The 24449-nt window shown below is 31.9% G+C and carries 21 protein-coding genes; 10 read left to right on the top strand and 11 right to left on the bottom strand.

Annotation, left to right across the window (positions count from 1 at the left end; genetic code table 11):
• Positions 1-19: 19 nt before the first annotated feature.
• The 6 genes from IPJ23_07995 to IPJ23_08020 form a co-directional block, all read right to left on the bottom strand.
• Positions 20-1699 (bottom strand): PP2C family protein-serine/threonine phosphatase, encoded by a 1680-nt coding sequence (locus IPJ23_07995; GenBank protein MBK7630628.1) that lies wholly within the window; start codon positions 1697-1699, stop codon positions 20-22.
• The gene (locus IPJ23_08000; protein MBK7630629.1) at positions 1689-2126 is read right to left on the bottom strand and encodes an ATP-binding protein; all 438 of its coding nucleotides are present in this window, start codon (positions 2124-2126) and stop codon (positions 1689-1691) included. The genes IPJ23_07995 and IPJ23_08000 overlap by 11 nt, the downstream gene beginning before the upstream one ends.
• A 4-nt stretch (positions 2127-2130) precedes the next feature.
• Entirely contained in the window at positions 2131-2481 is a 351-nt protein-coding gene (locus tag IPJ23_08005; protein MBK7630630.1) for an STAS domain-containing protein, read from the bottom strand.
• Complete coding sequence (locus tag IPJ23_08010; protein ID MBK7630631.1) at positions 2439-4556, bottom strand: SpoIIE family protein phosphatase; 2118 nt, start codon at positions 4554-4556, stop codon at positions 2439-2441. Before IPJ23_08010 ends, IPJ23_08005 begins: the two co-directional genes overlap by 43 nt.
• Positions 4557-4716: 160 nt before the next feature.
• The gene (locus IPJ23_08015) at positions 4717-6276 is read right to left on the bottom strand and encodes a hypothetical protein (GenBank protein ID MBK7630632.1); all 1560 of its coding nucleotides are present in this window, start codon (positions 6274-6276) and stop codon (positions 4717-4719) included.
• Entirely contained in the window at positions 6273-6860 is a 588-nt protein-coding gene (locus tag IPJ23_08020; GenBank protein ID MBK7630633.1) for a sigma-70 family RNA polymerase sigma factor, read from the bottom strand. Before IPJ23_08020 ends, IPJ23_08015 begins: the two co-directional genes overlap by 4 nt.
• A gap of 167 nt (positions 6861-7027) precedes the next feature.
• Here IPJ23_08020 and IPJ23_08025 point away from each other — a divergent pair, with 167 nt between their 5' ends.
• The 3 genes from IPJ23_08025 to IPJ23_08035 all read left to right on the top strand — a co-directional run bounded on the left by IPJ23_08025 (position 7028) and on the right by IPJ23_08035 (position 10027).
• Positions 7028-7366, top strand: a complete 339-nt coding sequence (locus tag IPJ23_08025) for an STAS domain-containing protein (protein ID MBK7630634.1) — start codon at positions 7028-7030, stop codon at positions 7364-7366.
• Positions 7367-7462: 96 nt separating this feature from the next.
• Positions 7463-8734, top strand: a complete 1272-nt coding sequence (locus tag IPJ23_08030; protein ID MBK7630635.1) for an adenylosuccinate synthase — start codon at positions 7463-7465, stop codon at positions 8732-8734.
• A gap of 84 nt (positions 8735-8818) precedes the next feature.
• Positions 8819-10027: a HAMP domain-containing histidine kinase gene (locus IPJ23_08035; protein ID MBK7630636.1), complete on the top strand. Its 1209-nt coding sequence runs from the start codon at positions 8819-8821 to the stop codon at positions 10025-10027.
• Here IPJ23_08035 and nadA read toward each other — a convergent pair.
• The 4 genes from nadA to IPJ23_08055 form a co-directional block, all read right to left on the bottom strand.
• The gene (nadA, locus tag IPJ23_08040; GenBank protein ID MBK7630637.1) at positions 10024-10983 is read right to left on the bottom strand and encodes a quinolinate synthase NadA; all 960 of its coding nucleotides are present in this window, start codon (positions 10981-10983) and stop codon (positions 10024-10026) included. The genes IPJ23_08035 and nadA overlap by 4 nt on opposite strands.
• A 220-nt stretch (positions 10984-11203) precedes the next feature.
• Complete coding sequence (aroB, locus tag IPJ23_08045) at positions 11204-12295, bottom strand: 3-dehydroquinate synthase (GenBank protein ID MBK7630638.1); 1092 nt, start codon at positions 12293-12295, stop codon at positions 11204-11206.
• Positions 12273-12833: a shikimate kinase gene (locus tag IPJ23_08050; protein MBK7630639.1), complete on the bottom strand. Its 561-nt coding sequence runs from the start codon at positions 12831-12833 to the stop codon at positions 12273-12275. Before IPJ23_08050 ends, aroB begins: the two co-directional genes overlap by 23 nt.
• A 128-nt stretch (positions 12834-12961) precedes the next feature.
• The gene (locus IPJ23_08055) at positions 12962-15052 is read right to left on the bottom strand and encodes a peptidylprolyl isomerase (protein MBK7630640.1); all 2091 of its coding nucleotides are present in this window, start codon (positions 15050-15052) and stop codon (positions 12962-12964) included.
• A gap of 217 nt (positions 15053-15269) precedes the next feature.
• Between IPJ23_08055 and IPJ23_08060 the strand changes: the two genes are divergently transcribed.
• From IPJ23_08060 to IPJ23_08080, 5 genes are all read left to right on the top strand, one after another.
• The gene (locus IPJ23_08060) at positions 15270-15956 is read left to right on the top strand and encodes a Crp/Fnr family transcriptional regulator (GenBank protein MBK7630641.1); all 687 of its coding nucleotides are present in this window, start codon (positions 15270-15272) and stop codon (positions 15954-15956) included.
• A 3-nt stretch (positions 15957-15959) separates the two neighbouring features.
• Complete coding sequence (locus IPJ23_08065) at positions 15960-16790, top strand: PHP domain-containing protein (protein MBK7630642.1); 831 nt, start codon at positions 15960-15962, stop codon at positions 16788-16790.
• Positions 16790-17254, top strand: a complete 465-nt coding sequence (locus IPJ23_08070) for a 6,7-dimethyl-8-ribityllumazine synthase (protein ID MBK7630643.1) — start codon at positions 16790-16792, stop codon at positions 17252-17254. Before IPJ23_08065 ends, IPJ23_08070 begins: the two co-directional genes overlap by 1 nt.
• A 105-nt stretch (positions 17255-17359) precedes the next feature.
• Positions 17360-19591: a hypothetical protein gene (locus IPJ23_08075; GenBank protein MBK7630644.1), complete on the top strand. Its 2232-nt coding sequence runs from the start codon at positions 17360-17362 to the stop codon at positions 19589-19591.
• Between the two features lie 6 nt (positions 19592-19597).
• Complete coding sequence (locus IPJ23_08080; protein MBK7630645.1) at positions 19598-21547, top strand: ABC-F family ATP-binding cassette domain-containing protein; 1950 nt, start codon at positions 19598-19600, stop codon at positions 21545-21547.
• Positions 21548-21581: 34 nt separating this feature from the next.
• Here IPJ23_08080 and IPJ23_08085 read toward each other — a convergent pair whose 3' ends face one another.
• Entirely contained in the window at positions 21582-22559 is a 978-nt protein-coding gene (locus tag IPJ23_08085; protein MBK7630646.1) for an ROK family protein, read from the bottom strand.
• Positions 22560-22689: 130 nt separating this feature from the next.
• Here IPJ23_08085 and rsmA point away from each other — a divergent pair, with 130 nt between their 5' ends.
• Together rsmA and IPJ23_08095 are read left to right on the top strand one after the other, a co-directional pair.
• Positions 22690-23469, top strand: a complete 780-nt coding sequence (gene rsmA, locus IPJ23_08090) for a 16S rRNA (adenine(1518)-N(6)/adenine(1519)-N(6))-dimethyltransferase RsmA (protein ID MBK7630647.1) — start codon at positions 22690-22692, stop codon at positions 23467-23469.
• A gap of 28 nt (positions 23470-23497) precedes the next feature.
• Positions 23498-24448: a phosphatase PAP2 family protein gene (locus tag IPJ23_08095; protein MBK7630648.1), complete on the top strand. Its 951-nt coding sequence runs from the start codon at positions 23498-23500 to the stop codon at positions 24446-24448.
• The last annotated feature ends 1 nt before the right edge of the window (position 24449 follow it).

The raw sequence follows: 24449 nt of genomic DNA on the forward strand, positions 1-24449 counted from the left end.
TAACTATTCTATTCGCTGCTTATTTAACCTTAACAACCATTAACGTTATATCATCGGATTGATGTGCACCACTAGTAAATTTTTGCACTTCACTTTGTATTCCTTTGAGAATCGTATCAGCAGAAGCACCAGCCATTTCTAAAGACAATTTTTCTAACGCTTCATCAGAAAATTCTTCACTCTTTTTGTTCATAGCTTCAGAAATTCCATCTGTAAATAAAACAAGTACATCATCTTTTTGAAGTTGAATTAATTCTGATTTATAAGGCATCATTGTCTTCATCACACCTAATATCATTCCGCCAATTTCAAGTTTTGTTATTGTTCCATTCCGAATTAGCAAAGGTGGATTGTGGCCTGCATTTACATAATTAAACGTTTTAGTTACATCATTTAATAATCCCCAAAAGAAAGTTATAAATCTCCCATCTGAAGTATTACTGGATATAAGATCATTTATTAATCCTGTTGCATCATCCAGAGGAGTATTCTGTCTGCATATTACTTGTAAAAAGGCTTGCATATTAGCCATCAATAATGAGGCAGGAACTCCTTTTCCCGAAACATCAGCAATTGCAATACAGCAATCATCGTCATCAAGTTGGATTATATCATAATAATCACCGCCAACTTGTTTTGACGAAATATTAATAGCTGCTAATTCAAAGTTTTTGAAATAAGGAATTTTCTGTGGTAAAAGATTTCTTTGTATATCACGAGCAAGATCTAATTCTTCTTCTAGTTTTTGCTTTTCTAATGCCTGAATAAATAATCGTCTGTTTTCCATCGATATAATTGCAAGACTTCCAACTGAAAAAATAAATTCGATATCCGCATCGGTGTAATCAACATTATTAATTCTTCTTCCAAGAATAATTAGCCCTTTTGTTTTACCCTGAATCTGCATTGGCACGATAACTTCAATTCCCATTTGAAATAACGGCGGAAAAAGTAACGCAACCTGCTCCTTATTTAAAGAACTGCTAATCTTGTAGTAATCAATTTTTCTGATATTATTTAATAGTTCTTCAACAGGAATTTTTGGTTCTATAACTTCAATATCATTTCCTTCAAACCGCAAAAGAACATATTTCTGGACAAGAAATTGTCCGATAAGTGCAAATATTAATAAGCGAGTTACTTTTGTAGATTCAGAAAACAAACCAAACTCTTTACTAAGTTCAAACAACGAACTTAATCTTTGAATTTTGGAATCAAGTTCACGGTTGACAAGTTTAAGCTCATCAACAATCATAGAATTTTGAATTGCTGATGCAGATATGTTCAGAATTGTTTTTAAAAAATCCATATCATCTTTTGAATACAATTGTTTATTAAGTTTTTCTCCCAAACAAACAATTCCAACACATCCATTTGATGAACTAATTTTTTCAACTGCAAGCAAATTATTATCAACTAAATATTTTTCTAAGTTTTCACTTTTGATACATTCCTCTGTAGCGTCAAGATCAGGAAACTGTGCTACTCCTTCTTCAGAAATTCCTTTAGAAGCTTTATGAATTAATTTTCCGTTAATATTTAATACAATAAGTCCTTTTGTAGCTAAAAATTTTCCAAGACAGGTTAACAACACATTATTTAATATAAAACTTAGATCAAGACTGGAGTTAATTACTCTGCTAAACTCAACAAGTGCAGTAAGATTTCTTTTTACCTTTAGACTTTCATTATCCGGCATTTGTTTTCGCCATTTTTATATTTTTTGATAGCAATACTTCATTATATTTTCCGGGGATTGAAACGTACTTAACATCATCCATAAGCGTTTTCATCAAGTACATCCCCAATCCGCCAACTCTTTTTTGACGATAGTATTTTTGTAAATCAGGTTCAGGAATAGTCTCAGGTTCAAAAGTATTTCCAAAATCAGTAATACTGATTATAAAACGAGAAAGTGTAGATTTTGTTTTGATAATCAATTCTCCATCAGGAGAAGACTTATAAGCATGCTTAATAATATTCGTGCAGGCTTCATCCACAGCAAGTATGATATTTTCCACAAAATCAGCTGATACACCTGCATTAGATGCAGATGTACTAACAAAATCTCTGATTAGTGAAAGATTTTCAGTCTTGCTTTTTACTCTAAGTTTTTTTGTCTTCACTTTATTATTTCTCTGTAAATTTTTGTACAGCTTCCGTTTCTGATTTAAATATTTCGTAAAGCAAAGGAAAACCAAGCAGATCAAAAATGTTATAAACTTTATCGTTCATTCCAGATAGTTTTATATCACCATTGCTCTCTCGTATCTTTTCAATGTAAGCCATAAATACACCTAAGCCCGCACTGCTGATGTATGCAAGTTCTTTGAAGTCAACCACTATCTGGAAACATTTTTTATCTATCAACTCTACAAAGTTGTTTTCAAGGATTGGTGCAGTATGTGCATCAAGATATCCTTTAAGATTTATTATACTTACAGCACCTTGTTCTTTAATTGAGGTGTTGAACTCTGCCATTCTTTAACTCCATCTATGTTATTTTTTTTATGCCACTTAAATATAACTAAAGTTATATCGTCATATTGTGAGTGGTTTCTTGAAAATAATGTAACATCTTTTATAACTTCGTTAGCAATTTGGTTAACAGATTTATTTGAATGTTCAATCAAAATTTCTGAAAATCTCTGCTCTCCAAAATCTTCAAACTCTTTATTTTTAGCTTCTGTAATTCCATCGGTGTAAAAAACTATTGTATCGTTTTCTTTAAAATCTATTTTAATTTCTTCTAAATGATTACTGAATAAAATATTATTTGTAAGCCCCAAACCAATTCCGGAAGGTTTAAACATTTCAACAGAATTATCCCTAACTAATATTGCCGGACAATGACCCGCTCGTGAAAATCGAATAATCTCTTTATCAAAATCAATAATTCCATACAAAGCACTTACAAAATTTTTCTTATTAAGCGTTTGCTGTAATATTTCATTCGCTTTGATTAAAATCTCTTTTGGACTTTCAAGCATACGCGACAACGAACTAAATATTCCTTTAACTTCTGCCATAATAAATGCAGCGGAAATCCCTTTGCCCGATACATCAGCAATTATAAAAGCAAATTTATTTTTTGCTATTTCAAAATAATCGTAGTAGTCTCCGCCAACTTCAAATGCCGGAATGAAAACAGAAGACACAGACAGGTTTTCAAATTTTGGATCTTTAGAAGGCAAGATTTTTTTCTGAATTTCTCTTGCAACATCTAATTCTTTTTCAAGTCTTTCTTTTTCAATTGATTGTTCCAGCAACAAGGAATTTTCTATCGCAATTGAGGCGTAATCAGAAAATGTATTTATTGCAGTTTTATCTTCTTCGTAAAAGATGAGCTCATTTTTTCTGGCAGCAATAAGATATCCTTTAACTTCATTGTAAGCCCTTAGTGGTGAAATAGCCAGACTGCTAAATTTTTCAGAAAGTTGTGATTTGTTTTCAAACTTCTGCAGCGTGCATATTTTGGTTTCAGTAATTTTTTCACAAATTCCGCTCTTAAGTAAATATTGGTTTATCAAATCCGCATCAACGAGTGCAATATTTTTGTTTGAAAGTATTTTGTTGTCCCCATTTTCATTTACAATAATCCAGGCTGCATCCGCACTGCTAACTTTAGTTGTAATATCCGTAATAGTTTCTGCAAGTTCTTCAATATCCAAAACCTGTGTAATTAGTTTGCTAAAGAACTGTAGTGATGAGACTTCATTTGCTTTTCTGTCATAAGCTTCTGCGGTTGGTATATGAAACAATGTGGTAAAAAATAAAACAAGAAAATAAACCGCCCCATATATAAGCACAAGGTTAAATAATTGATAAATGGCAGGTGAAAAAGTCATCAAAACTGTTCCGTTAAAATCCGCTTTACCATTATTAATGAGATTTAAAATAAATAGTGCAGAAATTATGATTGATAGAATAAGCAAAGAAATTTTTTCTTTTTTGGATATGAATGCAATCCAGGAAATTTTTATCGAATTAAAGACTATCAGAATTATCGAAATTATAAAAAATGTGTTATATATAAACTGATACTCTTCTGCGTTAAAAAACAAATTTGAAAGAGCAGATAAAGCAATAAACACAGACATTATAGTGAAATATGTACTTTTTCTGTTTTGCTGTTTATAAAAATACAATTCTTTGTATGCTGCAAAAAAGTAACCTGCAATTCCTAAATACATTAAACCATAAAAAGTATGTAAAAGATTCTCTAAAATTCCTTTGTGCACAAGATTTGAACTGATGTTTTTGATTTGAATATTTAAAAGATTTTCAGCAAACATCATCACCAGAAAAACAAAAGCACTAATAATTCCAATATTTAAAACAAGTGCTGATGGATGAGGATTTTTTTTACCGAGAGATTTAATCAGAAATAAAATTAGAACTACTAAAAGCAGAAAAACTATAAAATCATTTACAATAAAAAAGAGGGTTGAGTTACTACTAAAAAAAAGTAAGCGATAAATAAAAGCAGAAACAACCAGCGAGGAGATAATCCAAATAATAAGATTAAGATTTATTTTAAGGCTGTTAAGGTTCAAGATATTCCGATTTATATTAAATGTATTGCTTGGCTCCTTAAAAATATATCAAATTAATCTACATTTAAAGAAAAGAATTATGAAAGGGATATGGTTTGAAGTGCGGCAAAATAAATGGATTGGCGGTGTTTAATTTTAATCGATTAAACGTAAAAGTGAATTAAATTTCAATTATATGAACATCATTTGAGATGTCTTTATTAATTGTATCTTTTTTATCAGTCTGTGGATCCTTAAAATCTTCTCTAAACTTTTGAAGTTCTTTTCTTAGCTTATCCATTTCTTTTTTTAATTCTTTATTCTGCATAAGAATTAAACTGTCCTTTTTAAAAAATTGAATACTGTTATCGCTTGCCTCTTTATTAATTCGTTCATTCTGTTCTATACGATTTTTATTATTCTCAAGATTCTTAATGTGCATTAAAGAATCAAGGTCAACGTCTGTTCTTCCTTTTTTCTTAGGTGTTACAGATTTGTAGTCGTAATTATAATTCCTGCTTCCTACGGTCATTGGCGGTGAAGGTGGGCGAACAGTGTTAAAATTTTGTGTTGCTTCGTGAAAAACTATTGCAATACTATCAAAATTTGGTAGATTAATTTCAGGAAAATCCATAACAGTATTTTGTAAGCTTACTTTAATCAGATTGGAATCAATCATAATAGAAAATTGATTTTCCCAATTAGAATTCTTTTTTTGTTTATTAATATTTGAATCTATTCTAAAATGATATTCGCGTAAAACAGTTTTTTGTTTATTCAGTTCTGCCATTTCCTCTGTCATCTTTTTCAAATCGTTTTTATACTCAGTCATATCAAAAACAAAATCCTCTTTAAAGATTGAATCAGAAGTACAGAATATATATTGGTCATCCTGTAGCGATTTAGCTTCATTAACCCACTGTGAAATAGAGTGATTATCGATTTCCATTACTTGTTTAGGAATCATTTTATTAAAATCAGATGAGGCATGCTTTTCCGCAAAAGCAAGAATATCAGCAAGTATTAATTTTCTTGTATTCCAGATATTTGGATTGATTGCAACAGCATTCTTATCATTAACTAAAACCAGAGCAGATATCTGATCTGAATATGAACCAATAATCGAATCGATTTTTTTAATCTCATCCTTATCAAAATTTAAAGCACCTACAAATTTTTGTAAATTATTTTCTCTAATTACTTCACTAGCCTTTTTAATTTCAAAAAACTCTGTACCCTTCGCATCATTGCCAAGTCTTAGAATTTGATTATTAGTGTTATCTAACGGAAGTTCTTGATAAACAGCAAAATTAAATATGTCTTCATTAGTTAGATCGGCAGCATAAAGTAGCGGTTGCAAATTTTCTTTATAAAATCCTACAAGATTTGATTTTTGTTGTTTGACAAGATCATCAATTAGAGTTGGATTAAACTTTAACACAGTCATAAGAGCCAGTGTAACTAAAGTCAGTGCTGAGATTGGTACCCATTTTTTAAAATTGAATCGTGCAGAATTTTTTGCATTCAGACTTGCAAATAATCTTGTTTCAAAAAACGGTGATTCTGAAATTCTATCAATCGAATTGCTGGTTAGTTCTTTAAGTTTTTTTAAATCAGCTAATTCTTTTTGTAATTCTAACGAAGATTTAATCTTTTCTTCAATATATTTTTTTTCTTGCTGGGATAGTTCACCATCCACATAAGCCGAAAGTAACTCTATATCTGTATTATTCTTTTTCATAGCATCAACTCTTTTTCAAGAGGTTTTAATATTTTTTTTAACGCTTCTCTAGCTCTAAATATTCTTGATTTTACAGTTCCAATTTCACACTCCATCGTATCAGCAATTTCCTGATAACTAAATCCTTCAAGATCTTTTAACACTAATGGAACTCTCAGTTTATCAGGTAAAGTTGCAATTGCGTTACCAACAATATGTTTTATATCAGTGTCTTCGTTTATCGAATCAAAAACTGGTTCATCATCCCTTAAAGGCAAAAATATGCTTCTAATATTCTTTTTTCTTAAATGATCTTTACATTTATTTATAGTAATTCTATAAAGCCATGTTGTAAACTGTGATTCAAACCTAAAATTCTTTAGATGTCGATAAACAGTAATAAAAACTTCCTGTGCAATATCATCAACGCTATCAGTATTAGATAAAGTCAAATAAATGATATTTCGGACTTTATCTTTGTGCCGTTTTACCAATTCACTAAAAACCACTTCCTCGCCGTCGATAAACTGCTTAATTAGTGAAAAATCGTCATCAAGGCTTAGAATTTTTGGTTGTTGCATATTCTCTTTTTGTTCGTAATCCATAGTTTAGACGTCATTCTATAAATTTAGTTCCTAAAATAATTATTATTATGTTTTTTCAAATACTAAAATTGATAACCGGTAAAAAGACATAAATAATCTTGGGAAATCATGCTTGCATGAATACATAAGCTTACTTAAATTGACCAAGAAATTTTTGGAGATTTTTAATGAAAACAAAACTATTAGAGAAGTATAACGCCGTTATTGTAGAGCTAAAAGGCAATGTTATGGGCGGCGAAGATACTAAAGAATTTAACGAACTTTTGCACAAACTTATCGATGAAGGAAAGAAAAATGTTATTGTTGATCTTTCCGCAGTTAAATTTATGAATAGTTCCGGACTCGGAATGCTCATAAGTGGTTTAACCACAATGAAAAGAGAGAACGGAAGATTAATTCTTGCACACGTAACAGAAAAAATTGAAAGCTTATTAATTATAACCAAGCTTATTACAATTTTTGAATCTTTTGAAACTGTTGACGAGGCTGTAAAAAGCTTTGGTTGATATCTAGTTTTTTCTAGTATTTATTAAACTCCGTATTACTTTAATGCGGAGTTTTTATTTTGTTTAATTTATAAAAATAAAAATCAGGATGATCAGATGGGCGCAACCGTTCTAGTTGGTTCTCAGTGGGGTGATGAAGGTAAAGGTAAGATTGTTGATCTTATTAGCAAAGAATTTGAAGTAGTTGTTCGATATCAAGGCGGCGCAAATGCAGGTCATACTGTAGAAATTGGCGATAAGAAATATATACTTCATCTTATCCCATCAGGAATTTTAAGAGAAAATGTTATTTGCGTAATTGGAAACGGTGTTGTTATCGATCCTACTGCACTTCTCGAAGAGATCGAACTATTAAAACAAAACAATATTGATGTTGATGGCAGATTATTTATTAGTCATAATGCTCATCTAATAATGCCTTATCACAAACTTCTGGATTCTATTAACGAAAGCGGTAACAATAAAATTGGTACTACAGGTAGAGGAATTGGACCTTGTTACATTGATAAATATGCAAGAAAAGGCATTAGAATTGTTGATCTATTAAACAGGACTGAACTAGAAAAAAAGATTCGCGAAAACCTAAAAGAAAAAAACGAGATCCTTCAAAAAATTCATAGTCACGAAGGATTAGATGTAGATGCGATTGTAAAAGAATATCTTGAGTTTGATCTTACAATTGATAAATACATTAAAGATGCACCCGCTTATTTAAATCGTGCAATGGATGAAGGTAAATCAGTTTTACTTGAAGGTGCGCAAGGTACTTTTTTGGATATTGATCACGGAACATATCCTTATGTTACTTCAAGCAGTCCAACTTCCGGTGGCGCTTGTACAGGCAGTGGAATTCCGCCTACAAGAATTGAAAGTGTAATTGGAATTGTAAAAGCCTATACAACTAGAGTTGGCAATGGTCCTTTTCCAACTGAGCTACTTGATGAAGAAGGTGAAAAACTTAGAAAGATTGGCGCTGAGTTCGGCGCAACTACAGGAAGACCAAGACGCTGCGGTTGGTATGATGCCTTCTTAGTTGCATACTCAAAAATGATTAACGGAATAACTTCCGTTGCATTAACCAAGTTAGATGTTTTAAGTGGATTTGAAAAAATAAAAGTGTGCGTTGGTTACGAATTAAATGGTAAAAAGCTTAAAACTTTTCCAACAAATGTTGATCATTTAAACCTTGTTAAACCTATTTATGAAACACTTGATGGTTGGAATGTTGACATTACTTCTTGCGAGAATTATGATGATCTACCTGGAAAGACAAAAGATTATTTAGATTTTATATCAAGAGAATCCGGAATTAAAATCGATATCGTTTCTGTTGGCCCAAAACGTAAACAAACTTTTTACGTGGAATAACTTACGAGAGATTTATTTTACGCTGGATTTTACTTTCTGATTATTTAATCTTTACCACAACAAAAACATTTGAATGAATAAAGTATGAAAATGTCCGGTGGTCCAGCTTCAGTTAATTTTAAAATTATTCTACTTCTTTTTGCTCTTGCAATTGCGGGCGGAACTTTATACTACACTCAAAGTTTAGTTAATAAACTTCAAGAACGTGAACGTAATATTGTTGAGCTTTATGCTAAAGGTATTGAATATCTTGCAAATTCAACTTCAGCCGATGTGGATTTGACTTTTCTGTTTGATAATATTATTAAACCAATCGATTTCCCAATTATACTAACAGATAGTACAAATTCTATAAACCCTGAAAACAGTTTAGATATTAAGAATGTTAAGTTTGATTCCACATATAATAAAGAACAAAAAAAATCATATCTACAAAATCTGGTTAAAGAAATGGATGAAATCCATCAACCAATAAATGTTACTTATGCAGATACGATTATTTTATCACGGATTCACTATGGAGACTCAGAGCTAATCAAGCAGCTAAAATTTTATCCATATTTACAAATTATCATCGCAGCACTATTTATTATAATTGGATACATTGGTTTTAGCCAGATTAAAAGAAGTGAGCAGAGTAATATTTGGGTAGGAATGGCTAAAGAAACTGCGCATCAATTTGGTACTCCAATATCCAGTTTGATGGGTTGGATTGAAATGATGAAAATCAATTATCAAAAACCAGATGCAATTCTCGATATCACTGAAGAAATCTCAAGTGATGTCGACAAACTTAGCAAGATTACTTATCGATTTTCAAAAATTGGCGCAAAACCGGAAATAAAAAATCAAATCGTTTTTGAAGAAGTAAAAAAAGTAACTGAATATTTTAACCGAAGACTTCCGCAAACCGGAAAAACTGTTGATCTTACAGTAAGCGGAAATCAAACCTGTTGCGCTCAAATGAACGGCGAATTATTTGAATGGGTTTTAGAAAACTTAATTAAAAACGCGCTGGATGCTATCGAGAGTAAAAATGGAAAGATCAATATTGATATAGTTGAAAGTAAAAAAAATATTGAGATAGAAGTTTCCGATAATGGTAAAGGTATTGATTTACGAAGACGTAAAGATGTCTTTAGACCAGGTTACAGTACAAAAAAACGTGGCTGGGGTTTGGGGTTAAGTCTTTCAAAAAGAATTATTGAAGGTTACCATGGCGGCAAAATTTTTGTTAAAAATTCTGATCCAAATGAAGGGACAACATTTAAAATTTTATTAAAAAAATGTTAGCTCATTGCTAACATTTTTTCTATTGGAAATAAAGCTTTCTTTCTTATCTCTTCATCCATTTTAATTTCCGGAAACCCGTTCTTCATACACAAATACAATTTTTCTAAAGTATTAAGCTTCATGTGCGGGCAATCATTACAAGAACAATTATCATCTTCCGGCGGTGCTGGGATATACTCCTTGAATGGCGCCGCTTTTTTCATCTGATGAATAATACCCGTTTCAGTTGCAACTATAAATTGAGTTGCAGAATCTTCTTGCACAAAATTTAATAACTTACTTGTTGATCCAATAAAGTCTGAGTGCATTAAAATAGGTTCTTCACATTCAGGATGTGAAATCAGTTTTGCCTTTGGATATTTTACTTTTAGATCTAAAATCTTTCTTTCACTAAATGTTTCGTGAACAATGCAGCTTCCATCCCACAAAAGCATTTCCCTTCCTGTTTTTTTGATAAGATATTTACCAAGATTTCTATCGGGTGAAAAAAGTATTTTTTGATCTTTTGGTATTTGATTAATAATTTTTTCTGCACTGCTTGATGTACAAATTATATCACTCAAAACTTTAACATCAGCGGAACAATTAATATATGTGATTGCAATATGATTGGGATGTTTTTTTCTGAAGGCTCCAAATTCATCGGCCGGACAACCTTCCGCAAGTGAACAACCTGCATCTAAATCTGGTAATAAAACTAATTTTTCAGGGTTTAATATCTTTGCAGTTTCAGCCATAAAATGAACACCTGCAAAAACAATAACATCCGCATTAGTCGATTTTGCTTTCTTTGCTAACTCTAAACTATCCCCAACAAAATCAGCAATATCTTGTATTTCAGATTCTTGATAATAGTGAGCAAGAATCACAGCATTCAACTTTTCTTTAAGCTTCAAAATCTCAGCCTTAAAATCGACATGATTACTAATAATATCCGTTTGCACAATATTCTCCATTCCTATTAAAAATTACCGAATGTAATTATTACAAAACCGCATTTTTTACCGTCAAAAATGATGTCAATGTTGTCTTTTTAGTCTAAATCCACGTGGCATTGAACTTGCTAAGTATTATCCGAAATAGTTTAAGCATAGCATCCCTCCAAAAATGACACACAAACTGTCAGGTTTCGCCCTCAAAACCTGACAGTTTTCCTCTTTTAAAGCGGAATTGAATTCAGATTAACGCTTTCATTTGTCCGATTGATTCAGTAACAAATGATTTTGCTGTTACCACATCAACGACAATTTTGCCAACATCTTCTATTAAAACAAAATTGATTTTGCCAAACAAACTCTTTTTATCATTGCTCATAGATTTAATGATTAAATCAGAATTAAGTGGCAGTAATTTCTTTGTTGGTTTAATGAACGAAAAATTATCAATAGTTTTTTTCAACTTTTCTGTGGATAAATATCCTACACTTTCGGAAAGAAATAAAGCACAATAAATTCCACCAATAACAGCCTCGCCATGTTTTAATTTATAATTTGACGCTACCTCAAAAGCATGGGCAAAAGTGTGTCCCAAATTTAAAATTTTACGTAATCCAGTTTTTTCCGTCTCATCATTTTCCACCACATTTGCTTTGATATTCAAGCAATCCAAAATGCATTTTTCAATATTGAATGCTTGATTCAAAAATAATTTTTGTAAACTTTTTTTTAATGATTTATAATTTTTATCATCTGCCAAAAAAGAGTATTTAAATATTTCGCCTGCACCGGAAAGTAATTCTCTTTTGGGAAGAGTTTTAAGGAACTCCGGATAGATTGCTACAATTTCAGGTTGATAAAAAGTACCAATCAGGTTTTTTTTTTGATTAAAATTAACACCTGTTTTACCACCAATCGAGCTGTCAACCATTGAAAGCAAAGTCGTTGGAATTTGAATAAATTTAATTCCACGCATGTATGTACTTGCAGCATAACCAGCAACATCACCAGTAATTCCTCCCCCAATAGCAACAATAATTGAATTTCTATCAAAGGAATTTACATTTAAATGTTTATATATATTTTCTACTTGATGTAAGCTTTTATTTTTTTCATTAGCTGTGAAAGAACAATTAAAAACTTTACTGTTCATCAAGGCAAAAGTTTTTCGGATAAGCATTGAATGATGTTTTAAAACATTCTTATCGATAATCAGCAAACACTTTGAAATTGGTGATTTATTTATCACTTCAATTACTTTATCCAAAGAATCATTACCAATAAGTACAGGATAACTATTATTGGACAATTTAACTTTTATCGTTTTTGCCATAAAAATCTTTTTTTATTATGTGGGATATTTTGTCAACAGTACTTCCGACCATGCAATTATCGGTATTTATTTTAACATCAGCCTGATTATAATATTTTATCCGATTTTGAAGGAGCGAATTTATTTTTTCTAAAAATTCAACCTTGTTTGGTTCCTCGTCCCCATCAAAAAGCAAAGCAGGCCTATCACGTTTAAATCTTAATCTTTTATAAGTTTCTTCAAGTGATGATTCCAGATATATTAAGTATCCAGATGATTTAATTATCTTAAGATTTATGTCACTCGCAATTGTTCCGCCACCTAAAGCAATGATATAATTTTCCAACTCAGTTGTTTTTCTAAGAATTTCTGTTTCTAAGTTTCTAAAATACTCTTCTCCTTCATTTTCAAAAATTTTTTTAATTGACTTTCCTGTCTTTTTCTCTACTAATTTATCCAGATCAAAAAAATTCCATCCAAGCGTGTTGGCAAGAATTGGCCCAATGGTACTTTTACCTGAAGCCATAAAACCGGTTAGATAAACTATTTTTTTATTCATTTTAATCAGGAAATAAATTTGTGTGAGTAATTTAAGAAATTGATTGAGAAAAACTGAATTGTATAAAAAAGAAAACCCCCAATTACATTATTACGGAGTAATTGGGGGTTATCAAAATTGGAATAAAATTACTGACCGAAAAACATATATCTATTATCTACTATGTCAGCGGTTTCTTTTATTTCAGTTACCCATTGATTTAAAAACCGGCTTCTTTTTTCTTGCAGCATTGTACTGCGTAATGTTGTATTTTGTGAGGAATAAAGAGCCTGATCAAATGGCGTTCTATTCGTAACTTTTATAAGATAATATCCTCTCAATCCTTTAACCGGTTCAGCAACTTTATTTAATTCTGAATTCATTGCAGTGTTAAGGAACGAATTATCTCTACCAATATTTGGAATTGCACCTTGAGGTGTAAAACTTCCTGTTTGTTTTACAGTAAAATTTGTATCGATGGAATAAGCTTTACTTAAGTCTCCATTTATTTTTTTGTAAAGATTATCAGCAATGGTTTTTATCTTTTCAAATTTCTTTTCTCTGATAACTGCAGGTTTTAGTTGTTCTTTTAATTCTTCAAAAGGTCTAAATTTTTCGTTATCTACTTCAGTAATCTTAACCACCACATAACCGGATGGTACTTTGAAAGGATCACTAACTGTGTTTAATGAATTTTCAAATGAAAATTTAACTAATCTTTTATTTGCACCAATTGAAGGAACAGAACCAGATTGTTCAGGGAACAATGGGGTTTCTTGAACATTATAGTTTCCCAATTTTGCTTCAGACTCAAAATCATTTTTCTTTGCAAGAAAAGCAAAATCACCAGCCGCAGTAAAATTTCTATCCCTGCTTGATGCGGATTGCTTAACCTGATTTATAATTTTTTCAACAATATATTTTCTGTCTGATCTATCAGTTACCTTTATTATGTGATAACCATAATTAGTTTTTACAGGTTTCTGAACTTCTCCAACTTTTCCACTAAACGATGCGTCTTCAAACTCTTTAACCATCATTCCTTTACCAAAATATCCTAAATCTCCTCCTTTTACTGCACTTCCGGGATCTTTAGAAAACTCTTTTGCAAGAGCGGAAAAATTTGCACCGGCAACCAATTGGTTATAAAGTTTATTTGCTTCTTCTAAATTCTTTTCTTCACTTCCAAATTGATTGATTAAAATATGTGAAGCTTTAACATATACTTCACCAGTCGGCACTGATCCATTATATCTAAAAAGTGAATATCCTTGTGGCGTTGCAAAAGGTCCAACCACATCACCAACAGAGGCATTTTTAAATGCACTAACAACTTCTCCGGTTAAGGTAGAAACAGAAACAGTGTCTTTTGAATATGGGAATTCGGAATAGATGCCAACAAGTTGTGTAAAACCCAATGTATCACTAGCCAAAGTTTTTTTAACATTAACTAAATTATTAAAAACCATTTGTGAATCTTCTGCAGAAGCAACATTTGAAAACATTACAAATTTTAGTTTTCTCTGCGGAGGAACTTTATAGTTGTTTATGTTTTTATCATAATAAGCTTTTAAATCTTCATCAGTTACTTTAACATCGGCATCTTTAACAAGGTTGATATCAACTAAAGTATAATCAGCCTCTATTTTCATATTCTGTTCGTTAAATTTCCTTTTAACTTCATCTTCACCCACAGTAACAGAAGCTAAGATCATACTCTGAAGTTTTTGGGTTAATCTTGATTGCCTTACCAACTCTTCTGCCTGCACTAATGCAGCTTTATTTTGCGGATCAAAGATTGCTTGATCATAAAGTTGCTTGTTAAAATTGCCAAGTGAATCAATAAAATTCTGTTTCAGAAAATCTGGTGGATTATTACCTAAAATTATATCCTTAATTTCCTGATCAGGAACTGTTATTCCGTACTTTTTAATTAACTGAGCAAATAATTTTTGAGTAACAACCGCGTCCCAAACTTGCTCTCTAATCTGATCAATTTGAGCTTCTTCAAGATCTTTACCAGTTTGTCTTTTTTGATTTTCGATTTGCTGATCTAAAGCAGTTTGAAATTCTTGGTAAGTGATATTTTCACCATTAACGACACCGATATTATTAGTTCTACCGCCGCCGAGTGCTTCTAAAACATTAGAATCAGAAATTACCATAAACAGTACGAATAAACCGCCAACTGTTAGGATAAAAGCAGGAGCTAAACTCCTCATTTTGGCCATCATAGCCATAATATGTATATCTCCGTATTAATTAACTTTGAAAAATTAAGACGCTTAAAATAGATACTTGAGTTATAAAAAACAATTAAAAACCCTCATAATAAACATCAAACAAGGGTTTACGGTTAATTTGTTAATTAAAGTTTAAAGTTATAATATGAACAAAGTTGACTTTGAGACACTATGAGGGTATTTTTTGATGATTTTATTTTAAAAGAGAGGTAATATTTTGTTAAACAATACAGAGTTCCTTGCGAACGTGCCCATTTTTTCTGATCTGGATTCCGAAACATTACAAAAAATTGCAAAATCAGGAGTGGTTCAATCCTACAAAAAGAACACGGTAATACTTTCTGAGGAAGATACAGGGTCTGCTTTATTTGTTATTACTGAAGGAAAAGTTAAAATTTCACGATCAAGCAACGATGAAAAAGAAGTTATCCTTGCAATTTTAATTGAATCGGATTTCTTTGGTGAGATGTCACTTCTTGATGGTATGGCAAGATCTGCAACGGTAACGGCTGTTGAAGACTCAAAACTATTTATAATTCAAAGAACTGAGTTTTTAGATCTACTCTCTAAATTTCCTGATGTCTCTGTTGCGTTGTTAACAGAACTAACTAAAAGATTAAGAAGTGCAACAATGAAGATTAAAGCACTATCCTTAAAAGATGCTGAAGGAAAAGTAGCAACTGTACTGCTTCAGCTTGCTGATGATGTTGGAAAAATCCGCCAGGGAATTGTTGAAATTGATCATTTACCTTTCCAGCAGGAATTAGCTAATATGGCTGGAACTTCCAGAGAAACTATTTCTCGTACTTTGCATTCATTTGCAAAAAAAGGTTTAGTCGAGTTAGATGGATCTAAACTTAGAATAACTGATTATGAAAAATTTAAAGAAATGTTTAATTGATTTATGGATGGGAAAATTGATCTACATACACACACTTATTTTTCGGATGGACAGCATTCCCCTGAAGAACTAATCATAAAAGCTAAAGAATCCGGAATTGAAATTATCTCAATTACTGATCACGATACTGTTGATGGAATTGTTGAAGCTGTTGAGGCTGGCAAAAAATATGGTGTTGAGGTCATTCCTGGTTTAGAAATAAGCTCTGATATTAGAGATCGTGAAGTTCATTTACTTGCCTATTTCTTTAATCCTTTAAATAAAGAGTTGGAACAATATCTGAAATTTTTTAGAGCGGAAAGAATTAAGAGGGCTATCACAATAATCGAAAAACTTAAAGAATTGGGACTAATTATTGAATTAGATGAAGTGATGGAACTTGCACGTAATTCAGCCGTCGGAAGACCTCACATCGCTAAAGTTTTAGTAAAGAGAGGATTGGTTTCAAATTATTTTGAGGCTTTCAGTAAGTATATTGGAAATGGATGCCCTGCTTATGAACGAAAAGTACACGTTTCCCCAAGAAGCGCTTTTAAGATCATCAACGATGCAGGCGGTTTATCTTTTATTGCTCATCCGGGACACTTGCCTGATGTAATAATGGTTGAATTAATTGAAGCCGGATTAGATGGAATTGAAGTAGTTCATCCTTCTCACTTACCACATCAAGTAAAACATTACCGAGGAATTGTGAATGAATACTTTTTACTTGAGAGCGGCGGATCCGATTTTCATGGTGGTGAACGAAATGATTATACTAATCTGGGCAAATACTCAGTTTCATTTTCTAAAATAGAAGCAATGAGAAAGCAAATATTAAGGAATACAGCATAATGACAAAAGTGATTGAAGGAAAACTAATAGGTAATGGAAAAAAGTTTGCAATTATCTTTAGTCGGTTTAATGAATTTATCGGTGAGAGTTTACTCAAATCAGCAAGCGATTGTTTAATAAAACATGGTGTAAATGAAAACGGTATTGATATTATAAAAGTACCCGGAGCGTTTGAAATACCTGCAGCTGCTGATAGATTAGCTTCCAAAAAAAAATATGATGCAATAATCTGTTTGGGTGTAATTATCAAAGGCGCTACTCCACATTTTGATTTTGTAGCCTCAGCCGCCAGCAATGGAATTTCACAAGTGTCTTTAAAATACTCTTTACCGGTAATTTTTGGCGTATTAACCACAGACACAATTGAACAAGCTATAGAAAGATCAGGAACAAAAGCAGGTAATAAAGGATGGGATTCAGCTCTAACTGCACTCGAGATGGCAGATTTGTTTAAATTGATATAGGCTAATTTTGCTACTTTTATTATAAATAATTTATTCTATTTTTATCCCAACAATTGAGAAGATATCGATATAATATTTACAGCTATTAATTATTTAGGATTTCAAATGAAAAATATCATATCTCTCAGTATTGTATTATTTTTTTCAATCACATTATTTCCACAGCAACAATCCAACTGGCAAAATTATGTTGATTTGAAATCAGCTAATGATATCGCCGCAACATCAAATGGTATTTGGGCTGCAGCTAAAGGTGGTGCATATTTTTTTAATAGTTCTGATAACACCTTCAAAACTTATAGCAAGTCTGCTGGATTAAATGGGACAGAACCTACGGCAATTGCCATTGATACCTACAATAAAGTTTGGTTTGGAAGTGCAAATGGTCTCATAGATGTGTTCGACCCTCAGACAAATTCATTTCATTCAATTCTTGATATCTTTAATTCAGACAAAACAACAAAGAAAATAAATAACATTTCCATTTCTGGTGATTCAATATATGTTGCAACCGATTTTGGAATTACTTTAATTGATTCTAAAAATTATATCTTTTACGATACCTACTTTAAGTTCGGAACATTCACATCTAACATTAAAGTTAATAATGTCTTATACTCTAATTTAATCTATGCTTCTACAGAGGCTGGTGTTGTAATACAGAAAGTTGGGGCAACAAATCTATCTGCACCGGAATCATGGAACGTTTATAATCAAACAAATGGCCTTCCTGCTGGCCCAACAAATGTAATCAGATTTTATAACAACACTCTACTTGCTGGCACAAACACGGGGTTATTTTCCTTTGATGGAAATGCATGGCAACCCTATTTAAGTTTAGCCGGCAACAAAATTATTGATCTTTTATCAATTGGCAATACACTTTACATCCTCGATACTTCTGGTACTGATAAGGTTTTTAGTTACGATGGGACATCTCTATTGGAATTGTGGTCAACTGGTTCAGTGGTTACTAAATTAGGTTATGATCAAAACACTGGCTTAACAGTTGCGACAAATTCTGGAATCTTTGTGAATAATAGTTTCAAATTTCCAAATGGCCCTGCGGCAAATCAATTCCCTAATATGACTGTTGATAGTGATGGAAATTTATGGTCTGCAAGCGGAAAAGATGTTACAGGTGTAGGCATTTATAAATTTGATAAATCAACATGGGAGAATTATAACACTCAGAATTATCCAGATTTATTTACAAACGCATACTATTCAATTTTTGCTGCACCTGATAATTCTATTTATGCGGGTAATTGGGGAAAAGGATTTGTAAAAATAAAAAACGAAAATATTACCAGGTATCATTCAGGCAATACTCCAATGGTTGGCATAACAGATGATTTGAATTTCGTTGTAATTACAGGTTTCGCAGTAGATTCAAAAAATAACTTGTGGATAATAAACTTAGATGCAGCAGACAAAAAATCGTTGTATCTATTAACCCCGGATAGCCTATGGTATTCCTTCAGAAATCCATTAGAACAGCATGTTGGATTTAGTGAAGTTCATAATTTGGTTATAGATCAATACGGAACCAAATGGTACTCAATGTCCGGGGATGGAAGTAATGGACTTTTCTACTACAATGAAAAGGGAACCTACGATGATCCTAACGATGATGTTTACGGATTTATAGCAACGCCAAAATTATCAAGCAATGCAATCTTTAGTTTAGATATTGATCGCAGAGGTGATCTTTGGGTTGGAACAAGTGTAGGAGTAAATATCATTTCTAATCTAAGTTCTGTGGTTTCATCTTCAAACCCACAGTTTAATATTACAACATCTTTTTCTATCAGGTCACAAACTGTTAACGCACTTGCTGTTGATCCATTAAATCAAAAATGGATTGGTTCAAATCAAGGTTTGTTTTTGTTAAGCACTGATGGCACACAATTAATTACTACAATTAATACAAATAACAGTGCTTTACTTTCGGATCAAATTGAGAGTCTTGCTATTGATGAATCGACTGGTAGAGTTTATGTGGGAACTGCGAGTGGATTAACATCATTTGATACTCCATCCATACTACCTGTTGAAAGTTTTAATGGACTGAATATTTATCCAAACCCAATTGTTATTAAAGATGGAAGTAATTTAGTTACAATTGATGGATTGATAAGAAATAGCGATATTAAAATAGTTACGGTTTCTGGAAAATTAGTTCGTGAGTTTTCTTCGCCTGGCGGACGCACTGCATTTTGGAATGGACGAGATGAAGATGGTAATTTAGTTAGCAGCGGTATTTACATAATTATCGCATTTGATCAAGAAGGTAATAGCGTTGAAACCGGTAAAATCGCCGTGCTGAGAGAATAGTTATTTATGATAGATCTAGTAAATGTTTCTTTACAATTCGGTGGTAAATATCTTTTTAAAGATATTAATTATAAAATTTCTTCTGGTGATAAAATATCATTGGTCGGTGCAAATGGAACTGGCAAATCTTCCATCCTAAAAATCATTTCTGGCTCACTTCAGCCGGAATCAGGAAATGTGCTAAAACAAAAACGTATCGCAATCGGATATCTTCCTCAAGATCACGTAACTCACATCGGTAAAACTCTCTTAGAAGAAGCATCTTCAGCGCTAACAGATATTATTGAACTTCAAAATAAAGAAAAGTCTATATCGGAAGCGCTCTCAAATTCAAATCTCACTGAAGATGAACAAATGGATCTTGCTCATCAGCTTGGCGAAGTTCATCATAAGCTGGATGGATTGGATTCATATTCAGCGGAATCTAAAGTTGAAAAAATTTTAATTGGACTTGGGTTTGAAGAAGAAGATTTTACTCGATTAACAGATCAGTTTTCTGGCGGATGGCAGATGCGTATAGCGCTTGCTAAAATTCTTATCTCACAAAATGATATTTTACTTTTAGATGAACCCACAAACCATCTTGATATTGATTCCCTTGAATGGCTGATAGATTTTCTCAAGGCTTACAAAGGCGGATTGTTAATTGTATCACACGATAAAGATTTTATAAATCAGGTCACGAATCGAACATTGGAGATTTTTCTTGGGAAGTTTTATACTTTTAAAGGCGACTATGATTCTTACATACAGTATAAAATTGAAAGAGACGAATTAACTGTGCATCAATTTGAACAGCAGCAAAAAAAGTTAAAAGAAACACAAAAGTTTATTGAGCGGTTTCGATACAAAGCGACTAAATCGCGGCAGGTACAGAGCCGAATAAAGCAGCTTGATAAGGTTGAACTGATTGAACTGCCTGAAGATAAGAGTGAAATCAACATCAGATTTCCTGAACCACCACAAAGCGGAAGAACACCAATAAAACTTATTTCAATTAAAAAGGCCTATGGGGATAAAAAAGTTTTTAGTGGAATTGATTTTGAGATTGAAAAGGGTGAAAAGATCGCTTTTGTTGGACCAAACGGAGCAGGAAAATCAACACTTGCAAAAATTATTGCAGGCGTTATAGATTATAATTCCGGAGAAAGAATTTTAGGACATAATACAATTGTTTCTTACTATGCACAGGATGTTGCTGATAATCTTAATCCATCTTTAGACATTATTGAAACCGTTGATGGTATTGCTGAAGATAAAACAGTTGGGCAACTTCGTTCTTTACTTGGTTCGTTTCTGTTTTCTGGTGATGATGTATTTAAAAAAGTTGGAGTGCTTTCAGGCGGAGAAAAAAGTAGAATTGCACTGTGTAAAATCTTGCTAACAAAAGCCAATTTAATAATACTTGATGAGCCAACAAACCACTTGGATTACGCATCAAAACTCATTTTGCAAAAAGCACTAATGGATTTTAAAGGAACGCTTATTCTTGTTTCGCACGATGTAGATTTCTTAAGACCACTCGCTACAAAAGTGATTGATATCAGGAAGGGAAATCTAAAAACATATTTAGGTGGTATTGATTACTTCCTTTCAAAAAGAGATTTATCATCACTTGAAAGAGATGTAACGACAACTATAAAAAAGGAAAAGAATGATAATATCAATCGTAAAGAACAAAAAAGAATTGAAGCCGAACTAAGACAACAGAAACATAAAGCCACAAAAGATTTATCCAAAGAGATTTTACGCCATGAAGAGAAGATAACTTCTTATGAAAAAGAAATTAGAGAATTGGAAGAAAAATTAGCTGATCCAAATATTTATAACGATGGCGTTCTTGCAAAAGAAGCGACTAATAAATTTAACAAAGCTAAGATGGATCTTGAGAGTACACTTAAAAAGTGGGAAGCACTTAACGAACAACTAATAGATATTAAATCACAATTTGTATAAACAAGTAGTCCGTACTAAGCACAGATACACTTTACTAAACCTTTATATTCAAAAACTCTTCAGTTAAAGCCAAGCCGCCATAAATTGCTGCATCATCCCCAAGCTTTGAGGCAACAATTTTAACGCCTTTTGCAGCAGCATCAAAAACATGGTCCTGAAAATTTTGTTTAATAATTGGAAGCATAAAATCGCCGAGCGCTTCTATAACACCGCCGCCAAGAACAATTTTATCAAAGTTCATTAAGTTACAAACGCTTGCAAGAACCGATCCAATTACAGCACATGCTTCAGTAATTCTACTGATAACCACTTTATCTTTTTTATCAATGGCATTTTTTAAGGCCCCGCTTTTAATTCTTTGATTAGAATTAATAAGATCTGCAAGTACACTTTTCTTTTTCAATTTTTTTACATCATATATAATGTTACTTACAATGGCGGTTCTGCTCGCAAGAGCTTCAAAGCATCCCTTTTTTCCACATCCACATTTTGGACCATCTTTCTCAACAAGCATATGCCCTATTTCACCAGCTACAAAATTAAAACCTCTATAGATTTTTTTATTAATTACAACACCGCCTCCAATTCCAGTTCCCACAAAAACAGCCAGCATATTTGTTGCATCTTTACCTACTCCGATATTTTTTATGCCAAGTGCTCCCAGGTTAACATCATTTTCTAGAAGTACTTTGTATGGAATAAGTTTTTCAAGTTCAGCTTTCATCTTATAATTTTTAATACCAAGATTTGGGGCAATTCCGATAACTCCTGTTTTTGGATTAACTGAACCCGGCACGCCAAGACAAACGGCAACAATATTCTGTTTGCTCAATTTAGAAATTGTAACAACCTTTTTTACAAGTTCAGCAATATCTTTAACATAAATTTTGGTTCCACTACTAAAATTGGTTGGTCTTTTTTGTCGAGCAATAATTCCCTTTTTAGAATTTAAAACAGATGCAAGAATTTTAGTTCCGCCCATATCCACACTAACAATAAATTTCTCTTGCATTTGTTATCTCCTTGGATTTTTATTTGGAAAGTTTACTTAAGAAAAGTATAAGATATTTTTTTCTTATACAAATCAAATCGAATTTTTACATCTGAAATTTGCTATCTTGACAAAGATTTTTATAACAATTATGAATAAAGTTTTACCACTAAAAAGATTCGGCCAGAATTTTCTGCAAGATCAGAATATAATTAAAAAGATAGTTTCTGAAATTGACCCGAAAGAAAATGATTTGATTATCGAAATTGGTCCCGGACAAGGAGCTCTAACTCAATATTTGGCGGAGAGTAAAGCGAATTTTACTGCAATTGAAATTGATAAAAGAGTAATTGAAGATTTACAAAATCGTTTTACAAATCTTAATCTTATCCAACAAGATTTTTTACAATTAGATTTGAATAATTTTATTTCTTCTTCCAAGAATAAAATTAGAGTGGTTGGAAATATTCCATATAATATCACATCACCGATTTTATTTAAACTATTTGAGAATAACACAATTATTGAAGACGCCGTTTTTATGGTTCAATATGAAGTTGCAAAAAGAATGACAACAAAAATTGGTTCAAAGGATTATGGAATTCTTTCCGTTCTATTGGAATTTTTTGGAAAGACAAAATTGGCATTTAAAGTATCACCAAATGTTTTCTACCCAAAACCAAACGTTCATTCTGCTGTTGTTCACATACATTTTAATAATATTCGAAATAATTCTGAATTTAATTCAATGTTCAAATCAATTGTAAAATCTTCTTTCGGAAATCGCAGAAAAACACTAAAAAATTCGTTGAGCAATGGTATATTTGCCGGTGTAGATTTTAGCGAGTGTGGTATCGATCTTTCGTTACGCGCAGAACAACTTACAATTGATGACTTTATTAAACTCACTGAGTTTATTATCAATAAATAAAACCGATTGTTTCATTTAATACTATTTAATGTCTAAAATAAAATCGTTAATAATAAAATTAAAAGCATTTGATATAGTTGTTATCGGCTTTTCTTTTTTTTTAATTACTCTTCACATACTTTTTTACAACAGAATTGATAATTCATTAAATTGGATTTTAATAAATCTTGTTGTGATAACAATCGCTTTTGTAATTTCATATCTTGAAGCAATCTCAGATCAAAAAGTTTGGCGCATTATTCATTACTGGTATATCGCACCAATAATTTTGCTTACTTTCAGACAATTATATTTTATGGTAAAACCAATTCGACTTTATGATTATGACAGTTGGTTTATAGTGCTTGATAAATGGATGTTTGGTACAAATCCTACGCAGTTTTTACATCAATTCTCACATCCGGTAATTACAGAAATTTTGCAAATAATATATGGGATGTTTTATCTGCTCCCTATTATTCTGGGATTATCGCTTTTAAATAAAGATAGATACATTGCTTTAGACTTTGCATTGTTCTCTGTTATCTATGGATTTTTTCTTTCCTATTTAGGATATTTTTCTTTACCGGGAATTGGTCCAAGATTTACCTTGCACGATTTTAGCACAATTAATCAATCTCTTCCTGGCCTTTATTTGACAAATTATTTACGAGAAATGACAAACACCGGTGAAGGAATTCCGTTTGGAACATTGAATCCTGCAGAGGTTGTTCAGCGAGATGTTTTTCCGAGCGGGCACACAATGATAACATTAATTGTGATGTATCTATCAGTAAGACTGAGAAGCAGAAGTAGATATTTTTTTATACCAATTGGAACTTTACTAATCTTTTCAACTGTTTATTTGTGGTATCATTATGTTATTGATTTAGTAGGTGGATTAGTGTTTGCAATTTTTTCAATGTGGAGTGGAAAAATCTTTTTTAACTGGTGGCGCAAAAAAATTGGCAAAGAAATATTTGAATATGAAAAGCATTAGT

The organism is Ignavibacteriales bacterium (assembly GCA_016709765.1).
Classification (GTDB): domain Bacteria; phylum Bacteroidota; class Ignavibacteria; order Ignavibacteriales; family Ignavibacteriaceae; genus IGN3.

Excerpts from the sequence above, each read along its gene's own strand:
- IPJ23_08075 (MBK7630644.1), top strand. The coding sequence starts at position 17,360 with ATGAAAAATATCATATCTCTCAGTATTGTATTATTTTTTTCAATCACA.
- IPJ23_08055 (MBK7630640.1), bottom strand. The coding sequence starts at position 15,052 with ATGGCTATGATGGCCAAAATGAGGAGTTTAGCTCCTGCTTTTATCCTA.
- IPJ23_08015 (MBK7630632.1), bottom strand. The coding sequence starts at position 6,276 with ATGAAAAAGAATAATACAGATATAGAGTTACTTTCGGCTTATGTGGAT.
- IPJ23_08085 (MBK7630646.1), bottom strand. The coding sequence starts at position 22,559 with ATGCAAGAGAAATTTATTGTTAGTGTGGATATGGGCGGAACTAAAATT.
- IPJ23_08030 (MBK7630635.1), top strand. The coding sequence starts at position 7,463 with ATGGGCGCAACCGTTCTAGTTGGTTCTCAGTGGGGTGATGAAGGTAAA.
- IPJ23_08035 (MBK7630636.1), top strand. The coding sequence starts at position 8,819 with ATGAAAATGTCCGGTGGTCCAGCTTCAGTTAATTTTAAAATTATTCTA.
- IPJ23_08005 (MBK7630630.1), bottom strand. The coding sequence starts at position 2,481 with ATGGCAGAGTTCAACACCTCAATTAAAGAACAAGGTGCTGTAAGTATA.
- IPJ23_08050 (MBK7630639.1), bottom strand. The coding sequence starts at position 12,833 with ATGAATAAAAAAATAGTTTATCTAACCGGTTTTATGGCTTCAGGTAAA.
- IPJ23_08025 (MBK7630634.1), top strand. The coding sequence starts at position 7,028 with ATGAAAACAAAACTATTAGAGAAGTATAACGCCGTTATTGTAGAGCTA.
- nadA (MBK7630637.1), bottom strand. The coding sequence starts at position 10,983 with ATGGAGAATATTGTGCAAACGGATATTATTAGTAATCATGTCGATTTT.
- IPJ23_08080 (MBK7630645.1), top strand. The coding sequence starts at position 19,598 with ATGATAGATCTAGTAAATGTTTCTTTACAATTCGGTGGTAAATATCTT.
- IPJ23_08095 (MBK7630648.1), top strand. The coding sequence starts at position 23,498 with ATGTCTAAAATAAAATCGTTAATAATAAAATTAAAAGCATTTGATATA.
- aroB (MBK7630638.1), bottom strand. The coding sequence starts at position 12,295 with ATGGCAAAAACGATAAAAGTTAAATTGTCCAATAATAGTTATCCTGTA.
- rsmA (MBK7630647.1), top strand. The coding sequence starts at position 22,690 with ATGAATAAAGTTTTACCACTAAAAAGATTCGGCCAGAATTTTCTGCAA.
- IPJ23_08065 (MBK7630642.1), top strand. The coding sequence starts at position 15,960 with ATGGATGGGAAAATTGATCTACATACACACACTTATTTTTCGGATGGA.
- IPJ23_07995 (MBK7630628.1), bottom strand. The coding sequence starts at position 1,699 with ATGCCGGATAATGAAAGTCTAAAGGTAAAAAGAAATCTTACTGCACTT.
- IPJ23_08070 (MBK7630643.1), top strand. The coding sequence starts at position 16,790 with ATGACAAAAGTGATTGAAGGAAAACTAATAGGTAATGGAAAAAAGTTT.
- IPJ23_08020 (MBK7630633.1), bottom strand. The coding sequence starts at position 6,860 with ATGGATTACGAACAAAAAGAGAATATGCAACAACCAAAAATTCTAAGC.